The organism is Thermodesulfovibrio sp. TK500a, from assembly GCF_055381765.1.
Genome location: NZ_AP041606.1, coordinates 145,341 through 164,803, shown reverse-complemented (window position 1 = coordinate 164,803; position 19,463 = coordinate 145,341). Strand labels below are relative to the sequence as shown.

General features: G+C 35.5%; 21 protein-coding genes. 12 read left to right on the top strand and 9 right to left on the bottom strand.

Annotation, left to right across the window (positions count from 1 at the left end):
- Window positions 1–1,023, top strand: a complete 1,023-nt coding sequence (gene cydB, locus ACZ430_RS00810; protein ID WP_440871050.1) for a cytochrome d ubiquinol oxidase subunit II — start codon at window positions 1–3, stop codon at window positions 1,021–1,023.
- On the top strand, window positions 1,019–1,438 hold the full coding sequence (locus ACZ430_RS00805; protein WP_464910763.1) for an RrF2 family transcriptional regulator: 420 nt from the start codon (window positions 1,019–1,021) through the stop codon (window positions 1,436–1,438). Before cydB ends, ACZ430_RS00805 begins: the two co-directional genes overlap by 5 nt.
- Here the strand turns inward: ACZ430_RS00805 and ACZ430_RS00800 are convergent.
- Window positions 1,433–1,978: an HD domain-containing protein gene (locus ACZ430_RS00800; RefSeq protein WP_297210998.1), complete on the bottom strand. Its 546-nt coding sequence runs from the start codon at window positions 1,976–1,978 to the stop codon at window positions 1,433–1,435. The genes ACZ430_RS00805 and ACZ430_RS00800 overlap by 6 nt on opposite strands.
- A 90-nt stretch (window positions 1,979–2,068) precedes the next feature.
- On the opposite strand from ACZ430_RS00800, the gene ACZ430_RS00795 reads away from it, so the two are divergent.
- Entirely contained in the window at window positions 2,069–2,551 is a 483-nt protein-coding gene (locus ACZ430_RS00795) for an adenosine-specific kinase (RefSeq protein WP_297211001.1), read from the top strand.
- Here the strand turns inward: ACZ430_RS00795 and amrS are convergent.
- Together amrS and ACZ430_RS00785 are read right to left on the bottom strand one after the other, a co-directional pair.
- Entirely contained in the window at window positions 2,548–3,558 is a 1,011-nt protein-coding gene (gene amrS / locus ACZ430_RS00790) for an AmmeMemoRadiSam system radical SAM enzyme (protein ID WP_297211003.1), read from the bottom strand. The two genes, ACZ430_RS00795 and amrS, sit on opposite strands and share 4 nt — an antisense overlap.
- A 19-nt stretch (window positions 3,559–3,577) precedes the next feature.
- Window positions 3,578–3,814, bottom strand: a complete 237-nt coding sequence (locus ACZ430_RS00785; RefSeq protein WP_297211005.1) for a DUF2934 domain-containing protein — start codon at window positions 3,812–3,814, stop codon at window positions 3,578–3,580.
- A 96-nt stretch (window positions 3,815–3,910) separates the two neighbouring features.
- Between ACZ430_RS00785 and ACZ430_RS00780 the strand changes: the two genes are divergently transcribed.
- The 9 genes from ACZ430_RS00780 to ACZ430_RS00740 all read left to right on the top strand — a co-directional run bounded on the left by ACZ430_RS00780 (window position 3,911) and on the right by ACZ430_RS00740 (window position 13,231).
- Window positions 3,911–4,612, top strand: coding sequence for a tRNA1(Val) (adenine(37)-N6)-methyltransferase (locus ACZ430_RS00780; protein WP_297211008.1), 702 nt, complete (start codon window positions 3,911–3,913; stop codon window positions 4,610–4,612).
- Between the two features lie 92 nt (window positions 4,613–4,704).
- A complete protein-coding gene (locus ACZ430_RS00775; RefSeq protein WP_297211012.1) occupies window positions 4,705–6,621 on the top strand; it encodes a hypothetical protein in 1,917 nt (638 codons plus the stop codon).
- 48 nt (window positions 6,622–6,669) lie between these two features.
- Window positions 6,670–8,118, top strand: a complete 1,449-nt coding sequence (gene waaF / locus ACZ430_RS00770) for a lipopolysaccharide heptosyltransferase II (RefSeq protein WP_297211014.1) — start codon at window positions 6,670–6,672, stop codon at window positions 8,116–8,118.
- On the top strand, window positions 8,102–9,100 hold the full coding sequence (gene waaC, locus ACZ430_RS00765; RefSeq protein ID WP_297211017.1) for a lipopolysaccharide heptosyltransferase I: 999 nt from the start codon (window positions 8,102–8,104) through the stop codon (window positions 9,098–9,100). The genes waaF and waaC overlap by 17 nt, the downstream gene beginning before the upstream one ends.
- Window positions 9,097–9,531: a PPC domain-containing DNA-binding protein gene (locus tag ACZ430_RS00760; RefSeq protein WP_297211020.1), complete on the top strand. Its 435-nt coding sequence runs from the start codon at window positions 9,097–9,099 to the stop codon at window positions 9,529–9,531. The genes waaC and ACZ430_RS00760 overlap by 4 nt, the downstream gene beginning before the upstream one ends.
- On the top strand, window positions 9,532–10,176 hold the full coding sequence (locus tag ACZ430_RS00755; RefSeq protein ID WP_297211023.1) for a phosphoribosylanthranilate isomerase: 645 nt from the start codon (window positions 9,532–9,534) through the stop codon (window positions 10,174–10,176).
- Between the two features lie 3 nt (window positions 10,177–10,179).
- Window positions 10,180–11,973, top strand: coding sequence for a thioredoxin domain-containing protein (locus ACZ430_RS00750; protein WP_297211025.1), 1,794 nt, complete (start codon window positions 10,180–10,182; stop codon window positions 11,971–11,973).
- 35 nt (window positions 11,974–12,008) lie between these two features.
- Window positions 12,009–12,257 carry a thioredoxin family protein gene (locus ACZ430_RS00745; protein WP_297211028.1) on the top strand — a complete coding sequence of 83 codons (249 nt, stop codon included), beginning with the start codon at window positions 12,009–12,011 and terminating at the stop codon, window positions 12,255–12,257.
- A gap of 62 nt (window positions 12,258–12,319) precedes the next feature.
- Window positions 12,320–13,231, top strand: a complete 912-nt coding sequence (locus ACZ430_RS00740) for a sulfite exporter TauE/SafE family protein (protein WP_297211030.1) — start codon at window positions 12,320–12,322, stop codon at window positions 13,229–13,231.
- On the opposite strand, the gene ACZ430_RS00735 is transcribed toward ACZ430_RS00740, so the two are convergent.
- From ACZ430_RS00735 to ACZ430_RS00710, 6 genes are all read right to left on the bottom strand, one after another.
- Window positions 13,228–13,887 (bottom strand): ComF family protein, encoded by a 660-nt coding sequence (locus ACZ430_RS00735; protein ID WP_297211033.1) that lies wholly within the window; start codon window positions 13,885–13,887, stop codon window positions 13,228–13,230. The genes ACZ430_RS00740 and ACZ430_RS00735 overlap by 4 nt on opposite strands.
- Complete coding sequence (locus ACZ430_RS00730) at window positions 13,856–15,133, bottom strand: adenylosuccinate synthase (RefSeq protein ID WP_297211036.1); 1,278 nt, start codon at window positions 15,131–15,133, stop codon at window positions 13,856–13,858. Before ACZ430_RS00730 ends, ACZ430_RS00735 begins: the two co-directional genes overlap by 32 nt.
- Before the next feature lie 20 nt (window positions 15,134–15,153).
- Window positions 15,154–16,743, bottom strand: coding sequence for a phosphoglycerate dehydrogenase (gene serA / locus ACZ430_RS00725; protein WP_297211039.1), 1,590 nt, complete (start codon window positions 16,741–16,743; stop codon window positions 15,154–15,156).
- Complete coding sequence (locus tag ACZ430_RS00720) at window positions 16,740–17,894, bottom strand: pyridoxal-phosphate-dependent aminotransferase family protein (protein ID WP_297211042.1); 1,155 nt, start codon at window positions 17,892–17,894, stop codon at window positions 16,740–16,742. The genes serA and ACZ430_RS00720 overlap by 4 nt, the downstream gene beginning before the upstream one ends.
- A 74-nt stretch (window positions 17,895–17,968) precedes the next feature.
- Window positions 17,969–18,727: an ABC transporter permease gene (locus tag ACZ430_RS00715; protein WP_297211045.1), complete on the bottom strand. Its 759-nt coding sequence runs from the start codon at window positions 18,725–18,727 to the stop codon at window positions 17,969–17,971.
- Between the two features lie 2 nt (window positions 18,728–18,729).
- Window positions 18,730–19,452 (bottom strand): ABC transporter ATP-binding protein, encoded by a 723-nt coding sequence (locus ACZ430_RS00710; protein ID WP_297211048.1) that lies wholly within the window; start codon window positions 19,450–19,452, stop codon window positions 18,730–18,732.
- Window positions 19,453–19,463 lie beyond the last annotated feature (11 nt).

The following is a 19,463-nucleotide window of genomic DNA, read 5'->3' as shown; positions in this document are numbered from 1 at the left end:
ATGGAATTTCAAATAATATGGTTTATTTTATGGGGACTGCTCTGGGCAGTTTATTTTGCGCTCGATGGTTTTGATTTTGGAGCTGGCATTCTGTATCCCTTTGTTGCAAAAGAGGAAACTGAAAAAAAAGCTGTCATTCATGCCATAGGACCGGTGTGGAATGGAAACGAAGTATGGCTAATAACTGCTGGTGGAGCAACTTTTGCAGCCTTTCCAACAACCTATGCATATATGTTCAGCTATTTATACACACCCCTTTTAATCATTCTCTTTGCCTTAATTTTAAGGGGAGTTGCTGTTGAGTTTAGACCAAAGGCTACTACAGAAACTCAGAAAAAATTATGGGACTTAGGAATATTCGTTGGAAGCTTTATCCCAGCTTTGCTCTTTGGTGTTGCCTTTGGAAATATCTTTATGGGACTTAAATTTGACGACTCAGGATACTACGGAACTCTTTTCAGTCTTCTTAATCCATATGGAGTAATAGTCGGTTTACTTTTTCTTTTTACCTTCATTGTTCATGGAGGTTTATGGATTTCTTTACGAGCGCCAGAGAAATTAGCAGAAAAAACCATTATTAAAGCAAGAAGATTCTGGTATTTTCAGACTGTATCTGCAGTTATATTCTTGGCTTTAACTGCAGTATTTACAAATCTTTATGACAATTTTGTTAAATTTCCTTTATGGTTTTTAGTTCCCGCTTTAGCTGTTTTTTGTTTGTTTGCTACAGGATTTTATACTTTCAAAGACCGTCGTGGAAAGGCTTTTATATCATCCGCTCTTTTCATAATCACTCTTATATTCAGCGGAATAATTGGACTGTATCCAAATCTCATTCCATCATCTATTGACCCTAAATACAGTCTCACTCTCTTTAATTCTTCCTCAAGCCCTTATACATTAAAAATAATGACAATAGTCGTCATTATATTCGTTCCCATTGTTATCTTATATCAGGCATGGACATATAAAACTTTCATGTATAAAATTACAGAGAAAGATTTAAAGGAGGAAAGCTATTAGGGGATTACAGATTACAAGAGATACAGACTATGCTATTAGAACAGTTTTATATCTTTCAGGCATGGAAGGATATTTTGCTAAAGCAGAGGAAATATCAAAAAACATGCACATACCGAAGAGTTTTTTAATGAAAATCCTGAAAAAACTTGAGAAAGCAGGATTGGTTCAACTTAAAAGAGGGGTGACTGGAGGTATAAGACTGAAAAAAAACCCTGTTGAATTATCTCTATATGATATTATAGTTGCCATGGAAAATAAAGTTGTTCTTAACAGATGCGTCAATAATAAAAAGATTTGTAGTCTTGTGTCTAAATGTCCTATTCATCCCGTATGGTTTAAGATTAGAGATAGATTTATAGAGTCTCTTAAGGAAATAACATTCGAAGAGTTATCAGTTAAGGGGGCTGCTCTATAAAGCAGCTCCCTCAAAAATATCGATCCACTCTTTAAATATTTTCACCTTTTCGACGCCATATTTTGACAAGTCTTTTATAATTTCATCGACAGTTCTAATCCTTACAGAGCCATCTGATTCTTTTGAGAAAAACTTATCTGCATAGGCAATAATTTTTTCCTCTAAAGTCAGAGGTATCATATCTCGATGAGGAAGGGGTAGTTTATTTTTGATTATCTCTTCTTTTGTTATTCCAACTCCTGTATGTCTCTCACAAACAAGAGCATGTCTCGGATATCCTTCCTTTTCAAGTATTTCTCTTCCAAGATAACCATGAGCTATATAGGGATGAGAACCGTGACAGTCGAGGTTTGGAGTATTTGTTAAGAATATTCCAATATCGTGTAACATTGCAGCTTCGGATATGAATTCTTTATCGACACTAAACTTTTCAGCTATGCTTAAAGCTTTCTCTGTCACTGCCCTTGAATGATTGACTAATATTGTGTAAGCCTTTGAATTGGTTTTATAATACTTGCCAATTATCTCCATGGCATCCATGAATTTATCCTAATAGATTCATATTAAAATTTACAATCCCTCTTTAAGTCGATTATGATATAATTAAAAAATCTCAAAAAGGAGGTAAAAATGGAGATTAAGGCAGTAAAATTAGAAATACCAGAGGGTGCTAATATAATTCTTGGGCAGACACATTTTATAAAAACCGCGGAGGACCTCTATGAGATTCTTGCAACCCATATACCCCATGCAAAGTTTGCTGTGGCATTTACTGAAGCATCAGGTCCTTGCCTTATTCGTTCTGAAGCAAATGATGAGGATTTAAGGCAGACATGTATAAGAAATCTGCAAAATATAGGAGCAGGACACGTGTTTTGTATTTTGATGAAAGGTGCTTTTCCTATAAGTGTTTTAAATGCGATTAAAATGTGTCAGGAGGTTTGCTCAATTTACTGTGCTACTGCAAATCCTCTTGAGGTTATTGTAGCTGAAACACAGCAGGGAAGGGGTATTCTTGGAGTGATTGATGGACTTTCTCCAAAGGGAGTTGAGAAAGAAGAAGACCGCATTCATAGAAAGGATTTTTTAAGAAAGATAGACTACAAGCTTTAAGGAAAACCTTTTCCTTCAATCAAGTTTCCGCAGAAAAGACAGCGGGAGTTTTTTATGTTAATTTTATTGATAAAATATCCAAATCTTTCAATTAAAAGGCTTTTACAATTAGGACAATAGGTATTCTCACCTTTATCTCCTTGAATATTACCTGTGTATACGAATTTAAGTCCTTCTTGAAATCCAATTTCCCTTGCTTTTATTAGAGTTTCAACAGGTGTGACGGGCTTATCTAAAATCTGAAATTTAGGATAAAAACGAGAAACATGCCACGGAATAGCTGGGTCAATAGAGTAAAGAAAGCGGGCAACTCTTTTTAAAAAATCCTCCGAATCATTAAGTTCGGGAATGATTAAGGTTGTTACTTCTACCCATATTCCTAATTCTTTCAGCAATTTGATATTTTCCATTACAGGCTCAAGTTTTGCACCACAGATTTTTTTATAGAATCCTTCGTCACCCTTAAGGTCGACATTTATAGCGTCAAGGTAAGGAGCAATAAATCTCAATGCTTCTTCGCTAATATAACCATTGCTAACAAAAACATTCTTTATTTTTTCTTTATGGGCTAATCTCATACAATCATAAGCAAATTCAATAAAAATTGTCGGTTCTGTATAAGTATAGGATATACTCTCGCAATTGCTTGATTTAGCATCTTTTACTATCTCTTCAGCTGATAATTCCTCTCCCTGAATGTCCTTATAATATCTTGTATAATGGGCTATGGAAAAATTTTGGCAGTGAAGACATCTAAAATTACATCCTACTGTTGCAATAGAGTAAGAAGCAGAACCGGGATAGAAATGAAAAAGTGGTTTTTTCTCTATCGGGTCAATTGCTTTTGCTATAACTTTTCCATAAACAAGACTGTAAAGCGTTCCTTCTCTGTTTTCTCTAACTCCACAAATTCCCCTTGAATTAATCGAGATTATACATCGGTGATTACAGAGATTACACCCTATCTTTCCGTTATCAAGCTTGGTGTAAAAAAGAGCTTCTTTCACTTTTTCTTTCTTTTCGATGCTATTTTACTTCTGTTTTTTCAGATGAACTTTTCTTTTTTACAGATTTACTTTTTGATTTTTTAACCTTTTTTTCTTCTGAGATTGCCTTTTCTTCTTTCTCTTTGTATTTATCAAGAACTATTCTCTCTGCCTCAAGCCAATTGTCTAAGTCTCTGTTGGGAATACATCCACTTTTTAAGTATATTTCATAGGCCACTATTCTTATCTCCTGTTCAATTTTTTCTCGGTCAATCATGATAAAACCTCCTGAAAAAAGCTATTATTTTAAGTATATCAGAAAAAACAAAAACTTACTATTGATTTTTTTAAAGAATTATGGCAAAAAATAACGATGGATTTTACGATTGATTCAATAGGAAGCCTCAAAATCTGTCAGCCTAAAGAAGGCTACAGATTCAGTGTTGATGCAATCTTGCTTGCAAAGTTTGTTAATTTAAAAAAAGCGAAAAAAATCCTTGATATCGGAGCTGGAACAGGCATAGTGGGCTTAATTCTTGCAAAGAAATATCCAACAGCTGAGGTTAAAATGATAGAAATTCAGACTGAACTTGCTAAACTTGCTGAACAAAACATTAGAATGAATGAAATAAAAAACAAGACAGAAGTAATATGCATTGATGCTAAAGCCTTCAATGAAACTGGTTATGACATTATCGTATCAAATCCACCATTCAGAAAAGCTAATTCGGGCAAATTAAGTCCTTGGGGAGAAAAAGCTCTGGCCAGACATGAATTAAGTCTTACCGTAAAAGATATTGCCTGTATAGCCCAGAGGGCTTTAAGAAACAGGGGTAGATTATATGTTGTCCATCTACCAGAGAGATTAACGGAGATTATAAAGATACTGGGAAACCACAGACTTGAAGTTAAAAGACTTCGATTTGTTCATTCCAGAAAAAATACAGAAGCCAAAATGGTTCTTTTAGAGGCAGTTAAAGAAGGCAAGGTATCGCTTAAAGTGGAGCGACCTCTTTTCATTTATGAAGAAGATGGTGCATATACTGAGGAGATGGAGGAGATTTATAAAATTTAGAAAAATTCCTTTTCATCCTTCCCTAACTTTTAATTGAAAAAAAATATTTTAATCAGTATAATTGAGTGAGAAAAAATCAAGCGGAGTTTAACTTGAAAAAAAGAAAAGGTTTTATTTTTTTAAGTCTGCTATTCTTCTTTTATCTCAGCTCATACTTTCAATCAAATATAGACAAAGATAGCTTTAATCTTTTTGCCCTGGAAAAGACAGAAATAAATGAACTTATTCGACAATATAAAGAGGCCATATCTACAATTGAAGAAGCTAACATGGAATTAGAGAATCTTTTAGGTATTCCACATATAACTTCAATGCCTGCCGATACTCCAGAGAAGGAGATTGAACGAAGAAGGGAAATAATAAACATCCAGTATAGAGAAGCCGAGCAACTTCTTGATTATTACGTGTCCTTAGATGAAGAGATTGAAATACTACAAGCTATTGAAACTGAAGGCTTTATAGTGGTTGATGGAGGAGAAAGAAGGTATTTTGATAATAATATAGAAAAGGAGCTTTTTTACCGAATTAAAGAATCCTTTGTAGGTAATATATTGGTTGTTCGGAAGTATAATACTAATAAAAAAGTGTTTGAAAAAGAAAGGGAATATGGATTTGATACCCTCTCCAAAAACATAAAGGTTGAAAATTTTTATGGTAAAGTCTGCACAAAATGGAGTTATTATGTTCCAAAATCATGCACGAGGTATTCGAATTTTCTTCATTTCGAGATAGATAAAGGAGAATTATATCCCAATTTTTATGCAGGAGTTGTAGATATCATTAAATCAGAAAAAGGAAAATTAGAAATAAAATCGAACACTCCAGAAATTGTATTTTATACAAGAGAAGGAATTGGTTCTTCAAATGCTACAAAAGTAGGTTGCACAAGTGGAAATTGGACAATTAGTAATGAAGAATTTGAGCAACTTTTGAAAACTGGCAGTCTAAAGTTAATAAAACATATTGAAAATCCTGGCAAATCCTCAAGTTGTGTAGCTGGTTCCACCATTACCCTCTATTTAAAAGTTAAAAAAGATGAGCCTGAAAAATGTAAAGGTCCCCAAAAAGTAAAGCTTGAAATACTATCACCTTCGGAGGGAGAGAGATACATTTTCACTGAACAAAATCAAGGAAGCCTCACGATTGAACTTAAAGCAAAGACTATCCCAGCTAAATATGAAGAATCAATTGAATGGGAAATTCCTGAAATGGAAGGCTCAAATATAACACTTCAACCATCATCAGGCCTTTCAAATCCAAAGGGAGCAAAAGTAAAAGTGACATATGATGGACTACCAACTCATACGGAATCTTTCGGTAGGCAAAAAGTTAAGGCTCGTTTGAAGGTTGATGGATGTTCAATTGAGGAGACAAAGGAAGTTTTGATTTTTTATCCACGCGATGAAAAGAACAATCCGCAGGGTAAGTATCCAAACTGGTTTTATTACTGGAAGCAGACTCCTGCAGCTATGCCCTTTGGGCAAAATGTAAGGCTATCATTTCATTGTGAGGACATGCCGATAGATAAATGCGTCTGCTTGCAACAAGGTATAGTAGGTCAGTATAATCCCTATTACTCTCTCCATAAGACAATAAATGTATGTGATTTAAATAGGAATCTTAATGTTGAGGATAGTAAAAATTTTACTATTCGACTTCCTGCTATTAAGCTATCAATTCCTTCGACCCTTCAAAATAGAAACTTTTTTACTTATACTCACATAGATACCTTTGCAGTCATAGTTATGCATGAGTTTACTCATTTTAACAATGCCCACACTTTTTGGACAGATGGATACGTTCCAGAAAAAGATAAAGATGGAGATACAATTCCTGACCATATTGAACCTGAACTGGGACTCAATCCAAAAGATAAATTGACCTATTGGAAAGACATGTTACAGGGAACTGACGATGAGGAGCTTTTAACCCTCGAAGCTACCTATGACTATAAACCTGGAAAGTTTGACCAATACGACTGGGGCAAACCAGGTAAAAACTGGAAATAGATTAAATAGCATTTGCAACTGATAATGCTATAGGCTTAAAATACAAAAATGAATATACTAATTCGTTCTGTTAACTGGCTCGGAGATGCAGTAATGAGCCTGCCAGCAGTAAGAGGTATCAGAAAACTTCATCCTAATTCAAAAATTTCGGTTTTAGTCAAAGAAAAAATTGCCGAAATATTTGAGTTTGAAAAATCTATTGATGAAGTGATTGTCTACGAGAAAGGGTTGAAAGGTAAATTGAAAACTATAAATAGACTAAAAGAGGGTAATTTTCAAAGAGCCTATTTACTTCAAAATGCCTTCGATGCAGCCTTACTGACTTTTCTTGCTGGAATTCCAGAGAGAGTGGGGTGGAACAGAGACTGTAGGAGTATTTTTCTTACTCATCCTGTCCCATACAAGGGAGAAGACAGAAAAATTCATCATATTAATTACTTCTTTGAAATTCCTCGAAGATTTAATCCCTCTTTGTCACCTGATTATCCCTGGATAAACGTATCCCTTGAGGATAGACTTTCGGCAAGAGAGAAGTTAGATATCATAAAAAGACCTATTCTTGCAGTAGCACCTGGAGCTAAATATGGAGATACAAAAAAATGGGAGACTTTTAAATTTTTAGATATAATTGAGAGATTTTCAAGTGAGTATGGCTCTGTTATTGTCTTAGGACAACGAGGAGAAAGTCTTTCCATTGAAAACAAAGAGAATGTATACGATTTTACCGGTAAAACTTCAATTACCGAATTGATTAAACTTCTCTCTGAATGCGACCTTCTACTGTGTAATGACTCTGGCATAATGCACTTAGGTTATGCTCTCGGTATTCCGTTGGTGGCAATTTTTGGTTCAACTTCTCCAGAGCTTACAGGACCGCCTCGTTTTGCAGGAAAAGTAATAAAGGCAAACATAAGCTGTAGTCCCTGCTTTAAAAACAAATGTTCCGATATAAAGTGTATGAAATCAATAGAAGTTGATGAAGTGTGGGATGCTCTGATTGAACTACTTCCTAAAAACAAGGCAGTTTTCTTTGACAGAGACGGAACTTTATGTAAGGATGCCAATTACCTGAACAGATGGGAAGATTTTGAGTTGTTTCCTCATATTGAAGCATTAAAAGAATTAAAAGAGCTGGGTTTTATTATGATTGGAGTAACAAATCAGTCTGGTATAGCAAGGGGGATTATCAGGGAAGACTTTGTAAAAGAGGTTAATCAACTTTTCATGGACAGATATGGTTTCGATGATTTTCTCTACTGTCCACACCATCCCGACGATAGATGTTTCTGTAGAAAACCATCTCCTGGAATGCCAATGATAGCAAGATACAAGTATAATATAGATTTTAAAAAATCTTTTGTTGTTGGGGATAAGGATATCGATATAAAACTTGCGGAAATGATAGGAGCTAAAGGTATCCAAATAGGAAAAGATGCAAGTAATCTCAAAGAGGTCGTTGAGTTAATTAAAAGGGATTTTCATGCTCAGAGAAAATGATAAAATTCTCGTTGTCAAGCCAAGTTCTCTCGGAGATATTGTTCATTCCCTTGCTTTTTTAAATACGGTTAAAGAAAACTATCCAGAGGTAAAAATTCACTGGGTTGTAGGAAAGGCATTTGAAGACCTCCTTAATGAACATCCTTTAATTGAAAAAGTCTTTCCTGTTGATAAAGATAGATGGAAAAATATCAAAAACATACCTCAAATTTTCAAAGACTTTTTCGATATTGGCAAACAGTTGAGACAAGAGAGTTATCAAATGACTATAGACTTACAGGGACTTTTAAGAAGTGGAATAATTACGGCCTTAAGTGGAGCGCCTCTTAGATGGGGCTTTAAGGAGGCAAGAGAGTTAAGCCCTCTTTTTTATAATAGAGTTGTTTCTGCCAAAATCAATCAACACGCTGTTTGGCGATATCTTAAAATGGCGGAAGCATTAGGTTGTGTGGTCTCTTCGGTAAAATTTCCGCTTCCAAAGGAAAAAGAACCAGATTGGCTTAAGGCTTTTGATAACTATGCTGTAATCATTCCTTCTGCAAGGTGGCAATCAAAAAACTGGCCTATTCCATATTTTGTTGAGCTAATAAAAATTCTTCCGAACAATTTTATAATTGTAGGCTCTAAATCTGATAAGGAGGTAGCGTCCAATATTGAAAAATACAGTCAAGGCAAGGCAGTATCCTTAGTAGGAAAAACCTCTCTTAGAGAATTGATTGCAGTTTTTAAAAAATCTATTTTTGTCATATCGCCTGACACAGGCAGTATGCATCTTGCCGTTGCGTGTGGTAAAAGAGTTGTTGCTCTCTTCGGACCTACTTGTCCGGAAAGAACAGGTCCCTTTGGAAATGAACACTTAGTTATAAATTCAGACTTGCCCTGTAGTCCCTGTTTTAAGAAATATTGCCCTGAACTAAAGTGTATGAAAGAAATCACACCGAAAAAAGTTTACGACAAAATAAAAGAATGGGAGGCTCTATGAGATATCAAAGTGGACGGGTAGGGAGAGTATTTGTAATTAAATTTGAAGACGGAGAAAATCCACTGGAAAAATTAACAGAGCTTGCAAAACAAGAAAAAGTATACTCAGCTATATTCTGGATTGTTGGAGGACTTAAGGCAGGGAGATTTGTGGTAGGCCCGGAGGGAGATGAATTACCTCCGATACCGATTTGGGGAGAAATAAGGGGTAATAACGAAGCATTAGGCATTGGAACAATATTCTGGTTTAAGGACGAACCAAAAGCACATTTACATGGTGTTTACGGAAGAGAGGATTTAGTTAAAATGGGATGTCTCAGGGAAAATCCAGAGGTTTTTCTTATACTTGAGGCTGTTTTGATGGAAATTCTTGATATTAAAGCTAACAGAGAACTTGATGAAAAATCCAAAATGACACTTCTTAGAATTTAGATGGTGCGAGTAAAAATCTGCGGAATTACAAATTTAGATGATGCCCTATGGGCAGCAGAATGTGGCGCTGATGCAATAGGCTTTGTTTTTTATAAAAAAAGTCCAAGATTTATAAGTCCCTCAAAGGCAGCAGAAATAATCAAAATCCTGCCTCCTTTTGTCTCTGCGGTAGGAGTTTTTGTAAACGAAGATATTGAAACAATTAGAGAGATTATTGCGCTAACAGGAATTGACACTGTTCAGCTTCATGGAGAAGAATCTCCTGAAATTTGTCTTCAATTTAAAAGAGTTATAAAAGCATTCAGAGTGGATAAAGACGGGAATCTACCTAATGAAAATACTTTGGAAGATACGCTAAAACATTACAAAGTTTCTGCTTTCTTGCTCGATACATTCAGTAAGAATGAATACGGAGGGACAGGGAAGACATTTAATTGGGAAATAGCAAAAAAGGCAAAGGACTTTGGAAGAATAATTCTCTCAGGTGGATTGAATATTTTTAACATAGAGGATGCTATAAAAAAAGTTTCTCCCTACGCTGTTGATGTATCAAGTGGAGTTGAAAAAAATAAAGGAATAAAAGACCATGAACTTGTAAAAAAATTCATTGAAAAGGCAAAATTAAAAAAACATTTCAAGGAGTGAAACATGATTGAATGGCTTCCCTACAGTAAAGAATCCTTTAAGAGAGCGGAAAGAGAAAACAAGCCTGTATTTCTTCACATTTATGCAAGCTGGAGTAACTACTGCAAAAAGATGAGAGAAAAGATTCTAAGTAATCCATTAATAGCCGAAAAAATTAATAAAAACTTCATCCCTGTGCTTGTAAATAGAGACAATAGACCTGACATAGACGCAATTTATCAAAAAGCCTCATACATTATAGGGCAGGGAAGTGGATGGCCTCTTAATCTAATACTTGGTCATGACGGAAAACCTTTTGCAGGTATCAGTTATAAAGACAGCGAAGGAATCGATTATTTTGAGACAATGATAGATAAAGCTTTAGAGTTGTTTAATACTAACAGAGACAAAATAGCAGAAAGAGCGCAGGTAATAGTTGATGCGATAAAGCCAATTGAGATTGCACCTGCTGAAATAAGAGAAGAGCTAATTCATAATCCTGAAGAGGATATTGTTGTAGAGATGGATTTTGAAAACGGCGGATTCAAGAAAACTCCTAAATTCCCACCATTTGCTCACATTGACCTTCTTATATGGAAATACTGGATAAAACCGAAACCTTGGATATTAAACGCCTTAGATAAAACTTTAATGGGAATGATTTCTGGAGGTATCTACGACCATGTTGAAGGAGGTTTCCACCGATATTGCGTAGATAGAGAATGGAAAATACCACATTTTGAAAAATTAGCTGTTGACAACTCTTGGCATATCATAAACTATCTTTATGCTTACAGCATATTAAAGGAAGAGGTTTATCTTGAAATAGTTACTGAAACAATTGATTACATGAAGAAAAACTTACTCTTTGAAGACGGATTTTTCTGCTCAAGCCAATCTGCCGATGAAATCTACTATACATGGCAAGAAGGCGAGTTAAGAAAAATCTCCGATATGACAATAGCCCTCGTTGACGGAAAAGCAATGGTCAATGATAGGTTTATCCTCATAGGAAGAGACAGAGAAATCATAAGACAATTAAGAGAGAGATTAATTATGGAAAGACAAAAAAGAACCATGCCCGATATAGACGCAACTCTCTATGCATTTGTTAATGGCATTTCCTCAGAGGCTTTCATCCTTGCATGGCGAAAATTAAATGACAGAGAATTACTAAAAATAGCTCTCAAAGCTATTAATATTACGCTTGATAACTTATTAATAGACAGAAATTTTTACAGAACTAAAGGCAAAACTCCTGCCTTAATTGATGACTATGCCTACTTTATCTCGGCTTTGATATCTGCCTATGAAGTAACGTCTGAAAAAAGTTACCTTACAAATGCAATGGAACTAACTGATTTAGCCTTACAAAATCTCTGGGATAGCAAAAACGGCGGATTTTATGACTCTCCAGAGGAGATTATATCAATAAGACAGAAAAGTATTCACGATACTCCCTATCCTTCAGCAAACTCAATCATGATTATTAATCTTCTAAGACTACATTCAATAACCAGGGAAGAACAGCTTCTCAATTTTGCCATAAATGCTCTTAAAGCTTTCTCTAATACTGTTTCAGCCTATCTTTCTCCTTATTATGTTAAAGCCTTGTTAACTTATTTTGACCTGCTTACCTTAAATTTCTACACTTCATTAGAATCAAAAATTGCAAAAGCCACATTACATAAATTAGTTCCATTCACTGTAATCGCCCATAGGGAAAATAACGGAGATTACATAATTCCATCTGTCGGTAATAAGCAATTCGAACCTATTAAAGAAGCAGATGAATTGGAAAAATTTTTCAAACTATGATATTATAAATAAAAAATTTTTTATGGGAGGTAATTATGGAGATAAAAATCTTAGGCCCAGGATGTGCTAATTGCAATAAAGTTGAAGAAACAGTAAAAAAGGTGGTTTCTCAACTTGGAATACAGGCTGAAATAACACACATTAAAGACATGAAGGAAATTTTTAAATACACACAAATTACTCCTGGAATTCTGATAAACGGAAAACTAAAGCACTCTGGTTTTCCTCTTCCAGATGAAAATAAAATAAGAAATATTTTGTTTGAAGAACTCAGTTCAAAATAAATTTATATAAAAATTAGAAAATTTAATTTGTCTCTCCCGATAAAATCTAATATAATCTCTTCATGTTAGAGTTCCTTGTATATAACTTTCCTGTCTCGGGAGTTACTACGAATATTCTCATTCCTCCTCTGGTAGCTCTTGTTGTATCCTTTTTCACTTCTATGGGCGGTGTTTCAGGAGCCTTCTTACTTCTGCCTTTTCAAGTGAGTGCTTTAAATTATACGTCCCCAGGTGTTAGCGGAACTAACTTCATATTTAATGTTGTAGCAATTCCCTCAGGAGTCTATCGATATCTAAAAGAGGGAAGAATGGCTTGGCCACTTGCATGGGTAATAGTTGCTGGAACAGTCCCAGGAATTATCATTGGTTATTACATCAGAATAAAAATATTACCAGACCCTAAATCTTTTAAATTTTTTGTAGGAATTGTTCTATTGTATATCGGAATTAGGCTATTTTTAGATGTGTTTAAAAAGAAAAAAACAGCTCAGGCAAAAAAATTTGACCAAAAGCTGACAAAAGAAGCTACTGTAAAAACTATATCTTTTTCAATAAGAAAAACGGAGTATGAATTCTGGGGAGAGAGATTTTCTTTCAGCACTATTGGAGTTTTCACTTTAGCTCTAATAATAGGTATTATTGGCGGAACCTATGGAATTGGCGGTGGAGCAATGATGTCACCTTTCCTGGTAACTTTTTTTAAACTTCCTGTTCACAGCATTGCAGGTGCTTGCTTATTAGGGACTTTTACAGCTTCTATTTTTGGTGTATTTTACTATTCGGTTCTTCCTTCTGGTGGACTTCAAACAAGTCCTGACTGGTTACTTGGTTTACTTTTCGGCTTTGGAGGAATGATTGGTATTTATCTTGGTGCAAGGGCTCAAAAACATGTTCCTCAAAAATACATTAAATTTATTTTAAGCATTATAATAATCTATCTTGCTTTACGTTACATTACTCAATTCTTCTTTTAAATAGCTCTTGCAAGTGTTATAGCGTGGATTTCTTTTGCTCCTGCTTTTTTCAACAATTTAGCACACTCAGTGAGTGTTGCACCCGTTGTTACCACATCATCAACAAGTCCTATTCGCAAATCTCTCAATGAATGTATAACGTTATATGCATCCTTTACATTGTAAGTTCTATATTTTGCCTCTAAGGAAGCCTGTTCCAAAGTATCCTTAATTTTGAAAAGAGTAACGAGGTTTAATGGTTTATTCCAACATTTTGAGAGATAATTTGTAAGTATAGCAGATTGATTAAATCCCCTCTGTAGTAATTTATTCTTAGTTAAAGGAACGGGTATTAGAATGTCTATATTTATCAATGGTATCTGACACATTAGTTTACCAAGCTCTTTACCTAATCTTTTTATTTTTTCATACTTGAAATAATGAATTGCTTCTTTTAATGTTCCTTCATATGAGCCGAAAGAATGGAGAGATTTTATATATCTCCAGAATTCTTTATCAAATTTACCAGTAGTTATTTTGTGACAACTGAATTTTTCAATTGACAACCAACATTCTTTACAGAAAGGCGATACTTCCCAGTTAGATTTTTTTCTACAAATAGGACAGCTTTCGGGAAAAATTAATTCATAAAGGTGTCTCCTTAATGATGATTTCATCTCTTTTCTGTCCTGTTGAGATAATCTGTATTTTTACATTTAGGGAGTCTTCAATAAACTGAAGATATTTTTGAGCATTTCTGGGTAGTTTTTCATAGTCCCTTATTCCTGCTGTTTTTTCACTCCATCCAGGTAATTCTTCGTAAATGGGAATACAGTTTTGAAGGATTTCTATTTCCTTTGGAAACTCTTCCAGTATAGTATTTCCATATTTATATCCAACGCATACTTTAATTTTGTCCATGCCATCTAAAATATCAAGCTTCGTTATAGCAATACCTGTAAAACCATTCACTCTTAAGGCATGTCTCAAACCAACAAAGTCAAGCCATCCACATCTTCTTGGTCTTCCAGTGGTTGCTCCGTATTCTCCGCCTTTTTTCCTTATCTCTTCTCCAAGAGAGTCTTTAATTTCTGTAGGAAAGGGACCTTCTCCAACTCTTGTTGTATAGGCCTTTACAATACCAAGAATTTTATCAATTTTTATAGGACTTACTCCTGTGCCTGTGCAGGCACCGCCTGCTATTGTATTGGAGGAGGTAACGTAAGGGTATGTGCCGTGGTCAATATCAAGAAGTGTGCCTTGAGCACCTTCGAAAAGGACATTCTTTCCGCTATCAATAGCTTTGTTAATTAATATGTCAGTATCAACAATATATTTTTTAAGCTTTTCTGAATAATCCATGTATTGTTCAAAAATTTTCTCTTCTTCCAGCTCTTTCGCATCATATAGATTTTTCAGAAGAAAGTTTATAATCTCAAGATTTACTTTGATTTTATTACGAAGGATTTCAGGATAAAGAAGGTCTACAGCTCTAACACCATTCCTTGCAATTTTATCAGTATAACAGGGACCTATGCCTTTTTTAGTAGTTCCGATTTTTTTCTTTTTCTCTGCCTGCTCTTCAATGGCAATATGATAGGGCATTATTAAGTGGCAGTGTTTAGCGATGTAAAGGCTATTGTCAATTTCAACGCCTTTGCTGAGTAAAGTATCTATCTCTTTAAGCAACCCTGAGGGGTCAAGAACCACACCATTTCCTATAATGCATTTTTTGCCCTTATGTAAAATTCCGGAAGGTATAAGATGTAGAACATATTTTTCGTCTCCTACAACAACGGTATGTCCTGCATTACACCCTCCCTGAAATCTAACTACATAATCACATTTTTCAGTTAGAAAATCAACAATTTTTCCTTTTCCCTCATCACCCCATTGAGCACCTACGATTACTAAAGTGGACATATCAGTTCTCCTTAAATGAATTAATGAACAGAAATATATACAGGCTTTACTTCCAGAACATTTGGAAGTTTCTTTATCTGCTCAATTATCTCATCGGTCAAAGAGGCATCTATGCTTATCACAGAGAAAGCTATTCCACCAGCTTCTTTTCGGCCAAAATGCATATGTCCTATGTTTATATTGTTTTTACCTAAAAGCGTTCCGATGTTGCCAATAACACCTGGACGGTCGTGATTTCTCATGAATATCATATTTCCTTCTGGAATAATCTCCATGGAAATATCATTAATCTGAACAATTCTTGGGTCTTTTCTGCTGAGAAGCGTTCCTGCCACAATAGCTTTATCGTCCTTTGAAATCAGATTTATCCTCACAAGGCTTTGATAGTCTCCTGCTTCCTTACCCTTTATCTCTTTTACCTCTATTCCTCTTTCCTTGGCTATAAAAGAAGCGTTCACATAATTTACAGGTTCACCTAATATAGGGTCTAAAACACCTTTAAGAGCTGCAGCGGTCAGTGCCTGAGTATTAAGAGATGAAATCTCACCTAAATATTCTATATGTATCTGTTTTATGCTTTTTGAGAAAATCTGAGATGCAAAGCTACCCATCCTTTCAAGAAGAATAAGATAGGGGCGAATAAGAGGAACTTGGTCAAAGGGAATGGATGGGAAGTTAACGGCATTCCTTATTGTGCCATTTATTAAATAATCAACAATCTGTTCTGCAATTGCAACAGCTACGTTTTCTTGAGCTTCTAATGTTGACGCCCCTAAATGGGGTGTGCATATAACTCTTTCATCGGCAACCAATGGATAGCCTTCTTCTGGAGGTTCTTTTTCAAATACATCTAAAGCTGCACCTGCCACTTTGCCTTCCTGAATAGCTTCATAAAGGTCTTTTTCATTAACTATTCCACCACGGGCACAGTTTATTATGTAAACACCCTTTTTCATTTTTGCTATGGTGTCTTTATTAATCAAATGCTTTGTTTCAGGAGTGAGAGGTGTATGAAGAGTTATAAAATCAGCCTCTGCAAATATTCTATCTAAATCTGTTTTAGTTATGCCAAGCTCTTCAGCTCTCTCGTCACTTAAAAAAGGGTCATAGGCCAGTACATTCATTCCCATACATTGAGTTCTTTTGGCAACCTCTGAACCTATTCTTCCAAGCCCGATTATGCCTATTGTCTTGTTGTATAGCTCAACACCCATAAATTTTTTCTTTTCCCATTTGCCAGATTTCATAGAAGCGGTTGCCTGAGGTATCTTTCTTGCAAGAGAAAACAGCATTGCTATAGCATGTTCAGCAGTTGTGATTGTGTTTCCACCGGGCGTATTCATTACCACAATACCCTTTTTTGTTGCTGCAACTTTGTCTACATTATCCACTCCTGTGCCTGCTCTACCGATAACTTTAAGCTTATCAGCAGCCTCGATTATCTCAGCTGTTACTTTTGTAGCACTCCTTATAACTAAGGCGTCATACTCGCCAATTATTGCCTTTAGTTCTTCTGGTTTTAGTCCTGTCTTAACCTCTACTTCAAGTCCTGCTTTCTTAAGAATTTCAACTCCTTTGGATGATATGTTGTCACTCACCAGAACTTTCACTTTTTCTCCTCCATGTAAAGTATTTCTTCAACTTTAGCAACTCCTTTTCCAAAAGCAACTGAATATCCAAGTTCCTTAAGGGTCATCTCAAGGGCAGATATTCCAACAATTACATCAAACTTATCAGCATAACCAAGATGGGCAAAACGGAAAACTTTTCCTTTGAGTTTGTCCTGTCCTCCTGCTGCGGTGACTCCATGTTTCTCTCTGAGTGTTTTGTATATCGCCTGACCATCTATACCTGCCGGTGCCTCTATAGCTGTTACTGCGTTACTCGGTGTTCCTTTTGGGAATAGATTAAGACCGAGTTCTTTAACAGCCTCTCTTGTAGCAAATGCTAAAAGGGCATGTCTTTTAAATATGTTTTCAAGACCTTCCTTCTGCATCATCTTCAATGCCTCATTGAGACCGATTATCAATGAGACAGCAGAAGTGAAATTGGTCTGATTTTTCGCAAGATTTTCTCTTTCTTTCTTAAGATTGAAGTAAAATCTTGGAGTTTTAGATTTTTCATTCCTTTTCCATGCCTTTTCGCTCACACTTATAAATGCAAGGCCGGGAGGGAGCATAAAGCCTTTCTGTGCACCACTTACCATTACATCAATTCCCCAATCATCTGTTTTTATGTCATGGGCTACTAAAGCAGAGATAGAGTCAACTACGAAAAGTGTATCTTCATAATTTTTAACAATTTTACCTACTGATTCGATGTCGTGATAAACACCAGTGGAGGTCTCACTTGCCTGAATAAATACTCCCTTTATATCTGGTTGCTTCCTTAATTCCTCTTCAACTTTGTTTACATCAACAGAATATCCCCACTCAACGGGAATCTCTATTACATTCAAGCCATAGGCCTGTGCAATTTTGACCCATCTTTCTCCAAATTTACCACCGTTTATTACAAGAACTTTCTCGCCCGGTGAAAAAAAGTTATTAACCGCTGCAACCATACCACCTGTTCCTGTAGAACACAAAATAAGAACATCGTTTTGGGTTTGATAAATCCACTGTAGACCTTTTTTAGCTGAATCAAGAATTGGAAGAAAATCAGGACTTCTGTGATGAATAATTGGCATTGCCATGCTTAGCAGAACCTCTGGTGGCACAGGTGTAGGACCTGGTGCAAGAAGATATCTCTTTAAAATCATCTTAACCTCCTAAGAGTAAATTTGCAATGGATAGATATTTATCTTACCATAATTTTTAACGTTAGTCTAACTTGTTAATGAAGGTATTTTTTCCTCAATAACATGAAAGGTAATGGCGTTAGAAGACAGAGATAACCTATTAGTAAAACTAAACTACTTAAAGTGAGCTTACTTATTTCTCCGTAACAAAACCCTCTTGAGATGCTTACGAGATGCATTAAGGGATTAAAAAAAGCAAGTTCTGACAGTATCTTGGGTAAGCTATCGAGAGGAAAAAATATGCCTGAAAATAGAAAGAGAGGAGTCAAAATCAAAGTATAAAAATAGTTAAAAGAATCTATACCAGGAACAACAGCAGTGGCTATAAGGGAGAGACTTGCGAATATAACTCCACAAACAATAACAAAGGGAATTACAAATATTATGTAGGGAGACTTAACAACTCCAAAGACAGATATCACAGAGAGAATTATGCAACCGTAAATAAGGCTCTTTGTTGCTCCCCATAGGAGTTCTCCCATAACGAGCTCGTTGAATTGAACAGGTGTAGCGAGAATTGCATCAAATGTTTTCTGATAAACCATTCTTACATATGTTCCGTAGGTGCATTCATAGGAGGCAGCAAACATTGAAGAAGACATAACAATTCCTGGGGCTATGAACTCTATATAAGACATACCGCTTATTTCTCTTACAAATCCTCCAAGACCTAAACCAAAGGCAAAAAGATAGAGCATAGGTTCAAAAAAATTTAATGCCAAACTTGAACGGTATAACTTTCTGTATACAGTGGCGTTTCTTTGCCATACTCTGAAGGCTTTTTTAATATTCATATTTATCCCTCTGTCATGTTCAGATAAACGTATTCAAGATTTCCACCAAACTTTAGCGATAGGTTTTTAGGGGTGTCCACTACAAGAATCTTACCTTTATTCATGATAGCAATTCGGTCGCATAGTTTTTCAGCCTCTTCCATATAATGAGTTGTAAGAATTACGGTCTTGCCAGAGTGTTTAAGTTCCTCAATTTTATCCCATATCTGCCTTCTGCTACGAGGGTCAAGGCCTGTTGTTGGCTCGTCAAGTATTATAAGCTCAGGATTATTTATAAGCCCCCTGGCAAAGATTAGCTTTCTCTGCATTCCTCCTGAGAGTTTTCTAACATTAGCATTTAGCCATTCATTAAGACTTACAAACTCAAGAAGCTCTGTTACTCTTTTTCTGGCCTTTTGTCCGGTAATGTCAAAGTATCTTGCATATACAATTAAATTTTCAAGAACACTAAGGTCAGGGTCAAGATTGTTGTCCTGAGGAATTACTCCTATTTTATACTTGGCTTCAGCCATGGTAGTCTTATTTACCTTTTTGTTAAAAAGAATCAATTCTCCCTCAGAGGGCTCAATAAAACCATAAATCATTCCCATCAGAGTAGTTTTACCTGCCCCATTGGGTCCGAGAAATCCGAAACATTCACCTTCGGTTATCTCGAAATTTACGGCATCAAGAGCTTTGAAGTTTTTATAGTATTTGGTTAGGTTAATACCTTTCACTGCAGACATATCTTTTAGTA

Coding starts and splice junctions, on each gene's coding strand:
- ACZ430_RS00780 (WP_297211008.1), top strand. CDS start 3,911: ATGGATTTTACGATTGATTCAATAGGAAGCCTCAAAATCTGTCAGCCT.
- ACZ430_RS00735 (WP_297211033.1), bottom strand. CDS start 13,887: ATGAAATCATCATTAAGGAGACACCTTTATGAATTAATTTTTCCCGAA.
- cydB (WP_440871050.1), top strand. CDS start 1: ATGGAATTTCAAATAATATGGTTTATTTTATGGGGACTGCTCTGGGCA.
- ACZ430_RS00785 (WP_297211005.1), bottom strand. CDS start 3,814: ATGATTGACCGAGAAAAAATTGAACAGGAGATAAGAATAGTGGCCTAT.
- ACZ430_RS00715 (WP_297211045.1), bottom strand. CDS start 18,727: ATGAATATTAAAAAAGCCTTCAGAGTATGGCAAAGAAACGCCACTGTA.
- ACZ430_RS00710 (WP_297211048.1), bottom strand. CDS start 19,452: ATGTCTGCAGTGAAAGGTATTAACCTAACCAAATACTATAAAAACTTC.
- ACZ430_RS00800 (WP_297210998.1), bottom strand. CDS start 1,978: ATGGATGCCATGGAGATAATTGGCAAGTATTATAAAACCAATTCAAAG.
- ACZ430_RS00720 (WP_297211042.1), bottom strand. CDS start 17,894: ATGATTTTAAAGAGATATCTTCTTGCACCAGGTCCTACACCTGTGCCA.
- ACZ430_RS00755 (WP_297211023.1), top strand. CDS start 9,532: ATGGTGCGAGTAAAAATCTGCGGAATTACAAATTTAGATGATGCCCTA.
- ACZ430_RS00745 (WP_297211028.1), top strand. CDS start 12,009: ATGGAGATAAAAATCTTAGGCCCAGGATGTGCTAATTGCAATAAAGTT.
- ACZ430_RS00750 (WP_297211025.1), top strand. CDS start 10,180: ATGATTGAATGGCTTCCCTACAGTAAAGAATCCTTTAAGAGAGCGGAA.
- ACZ430_RS00740 (WP_297211030.1), top strand. CDS start 12,320: ATGTTAGAGTTCCTTGTATATAACTTTCCTGTCTCGGGAGTTACTACG.
- ACZ430_RS00760 (WP_297211020.1), top strand. CDS start 9,097: ATGAGATATCAAAGTGGACGGGTAGGGAGAGTATTTGTAATTAAATTT.
- waaC (WP_297211017.1), top strand. CDS start 8,102: ATGCTCAGAGAAAATGATAAAATTCTCGTTGTCAAGCCAAGTTCTCTC.
- ACZ430_RS00795 (WP_297211001.1), top strand. CDS start 2,069: ATGGAGATTAAGGCAGTAAAATTAGAAATACCAGAGGGTGCTAATATA.
- waaF (WP_297211014.1), top strand. CDS start 6,670: ATGAATATACTAATTCGTTCTGTTAACTGGCTCGGAGATGCAGTAATG.
- ACZ430_RS00730 (WP_297211036.1), bottom strand. CDS start 15,133: ATGTCCACTTTAGTAATCGTAGGTGCTCAATGGGGTGATGAGGGAAAA.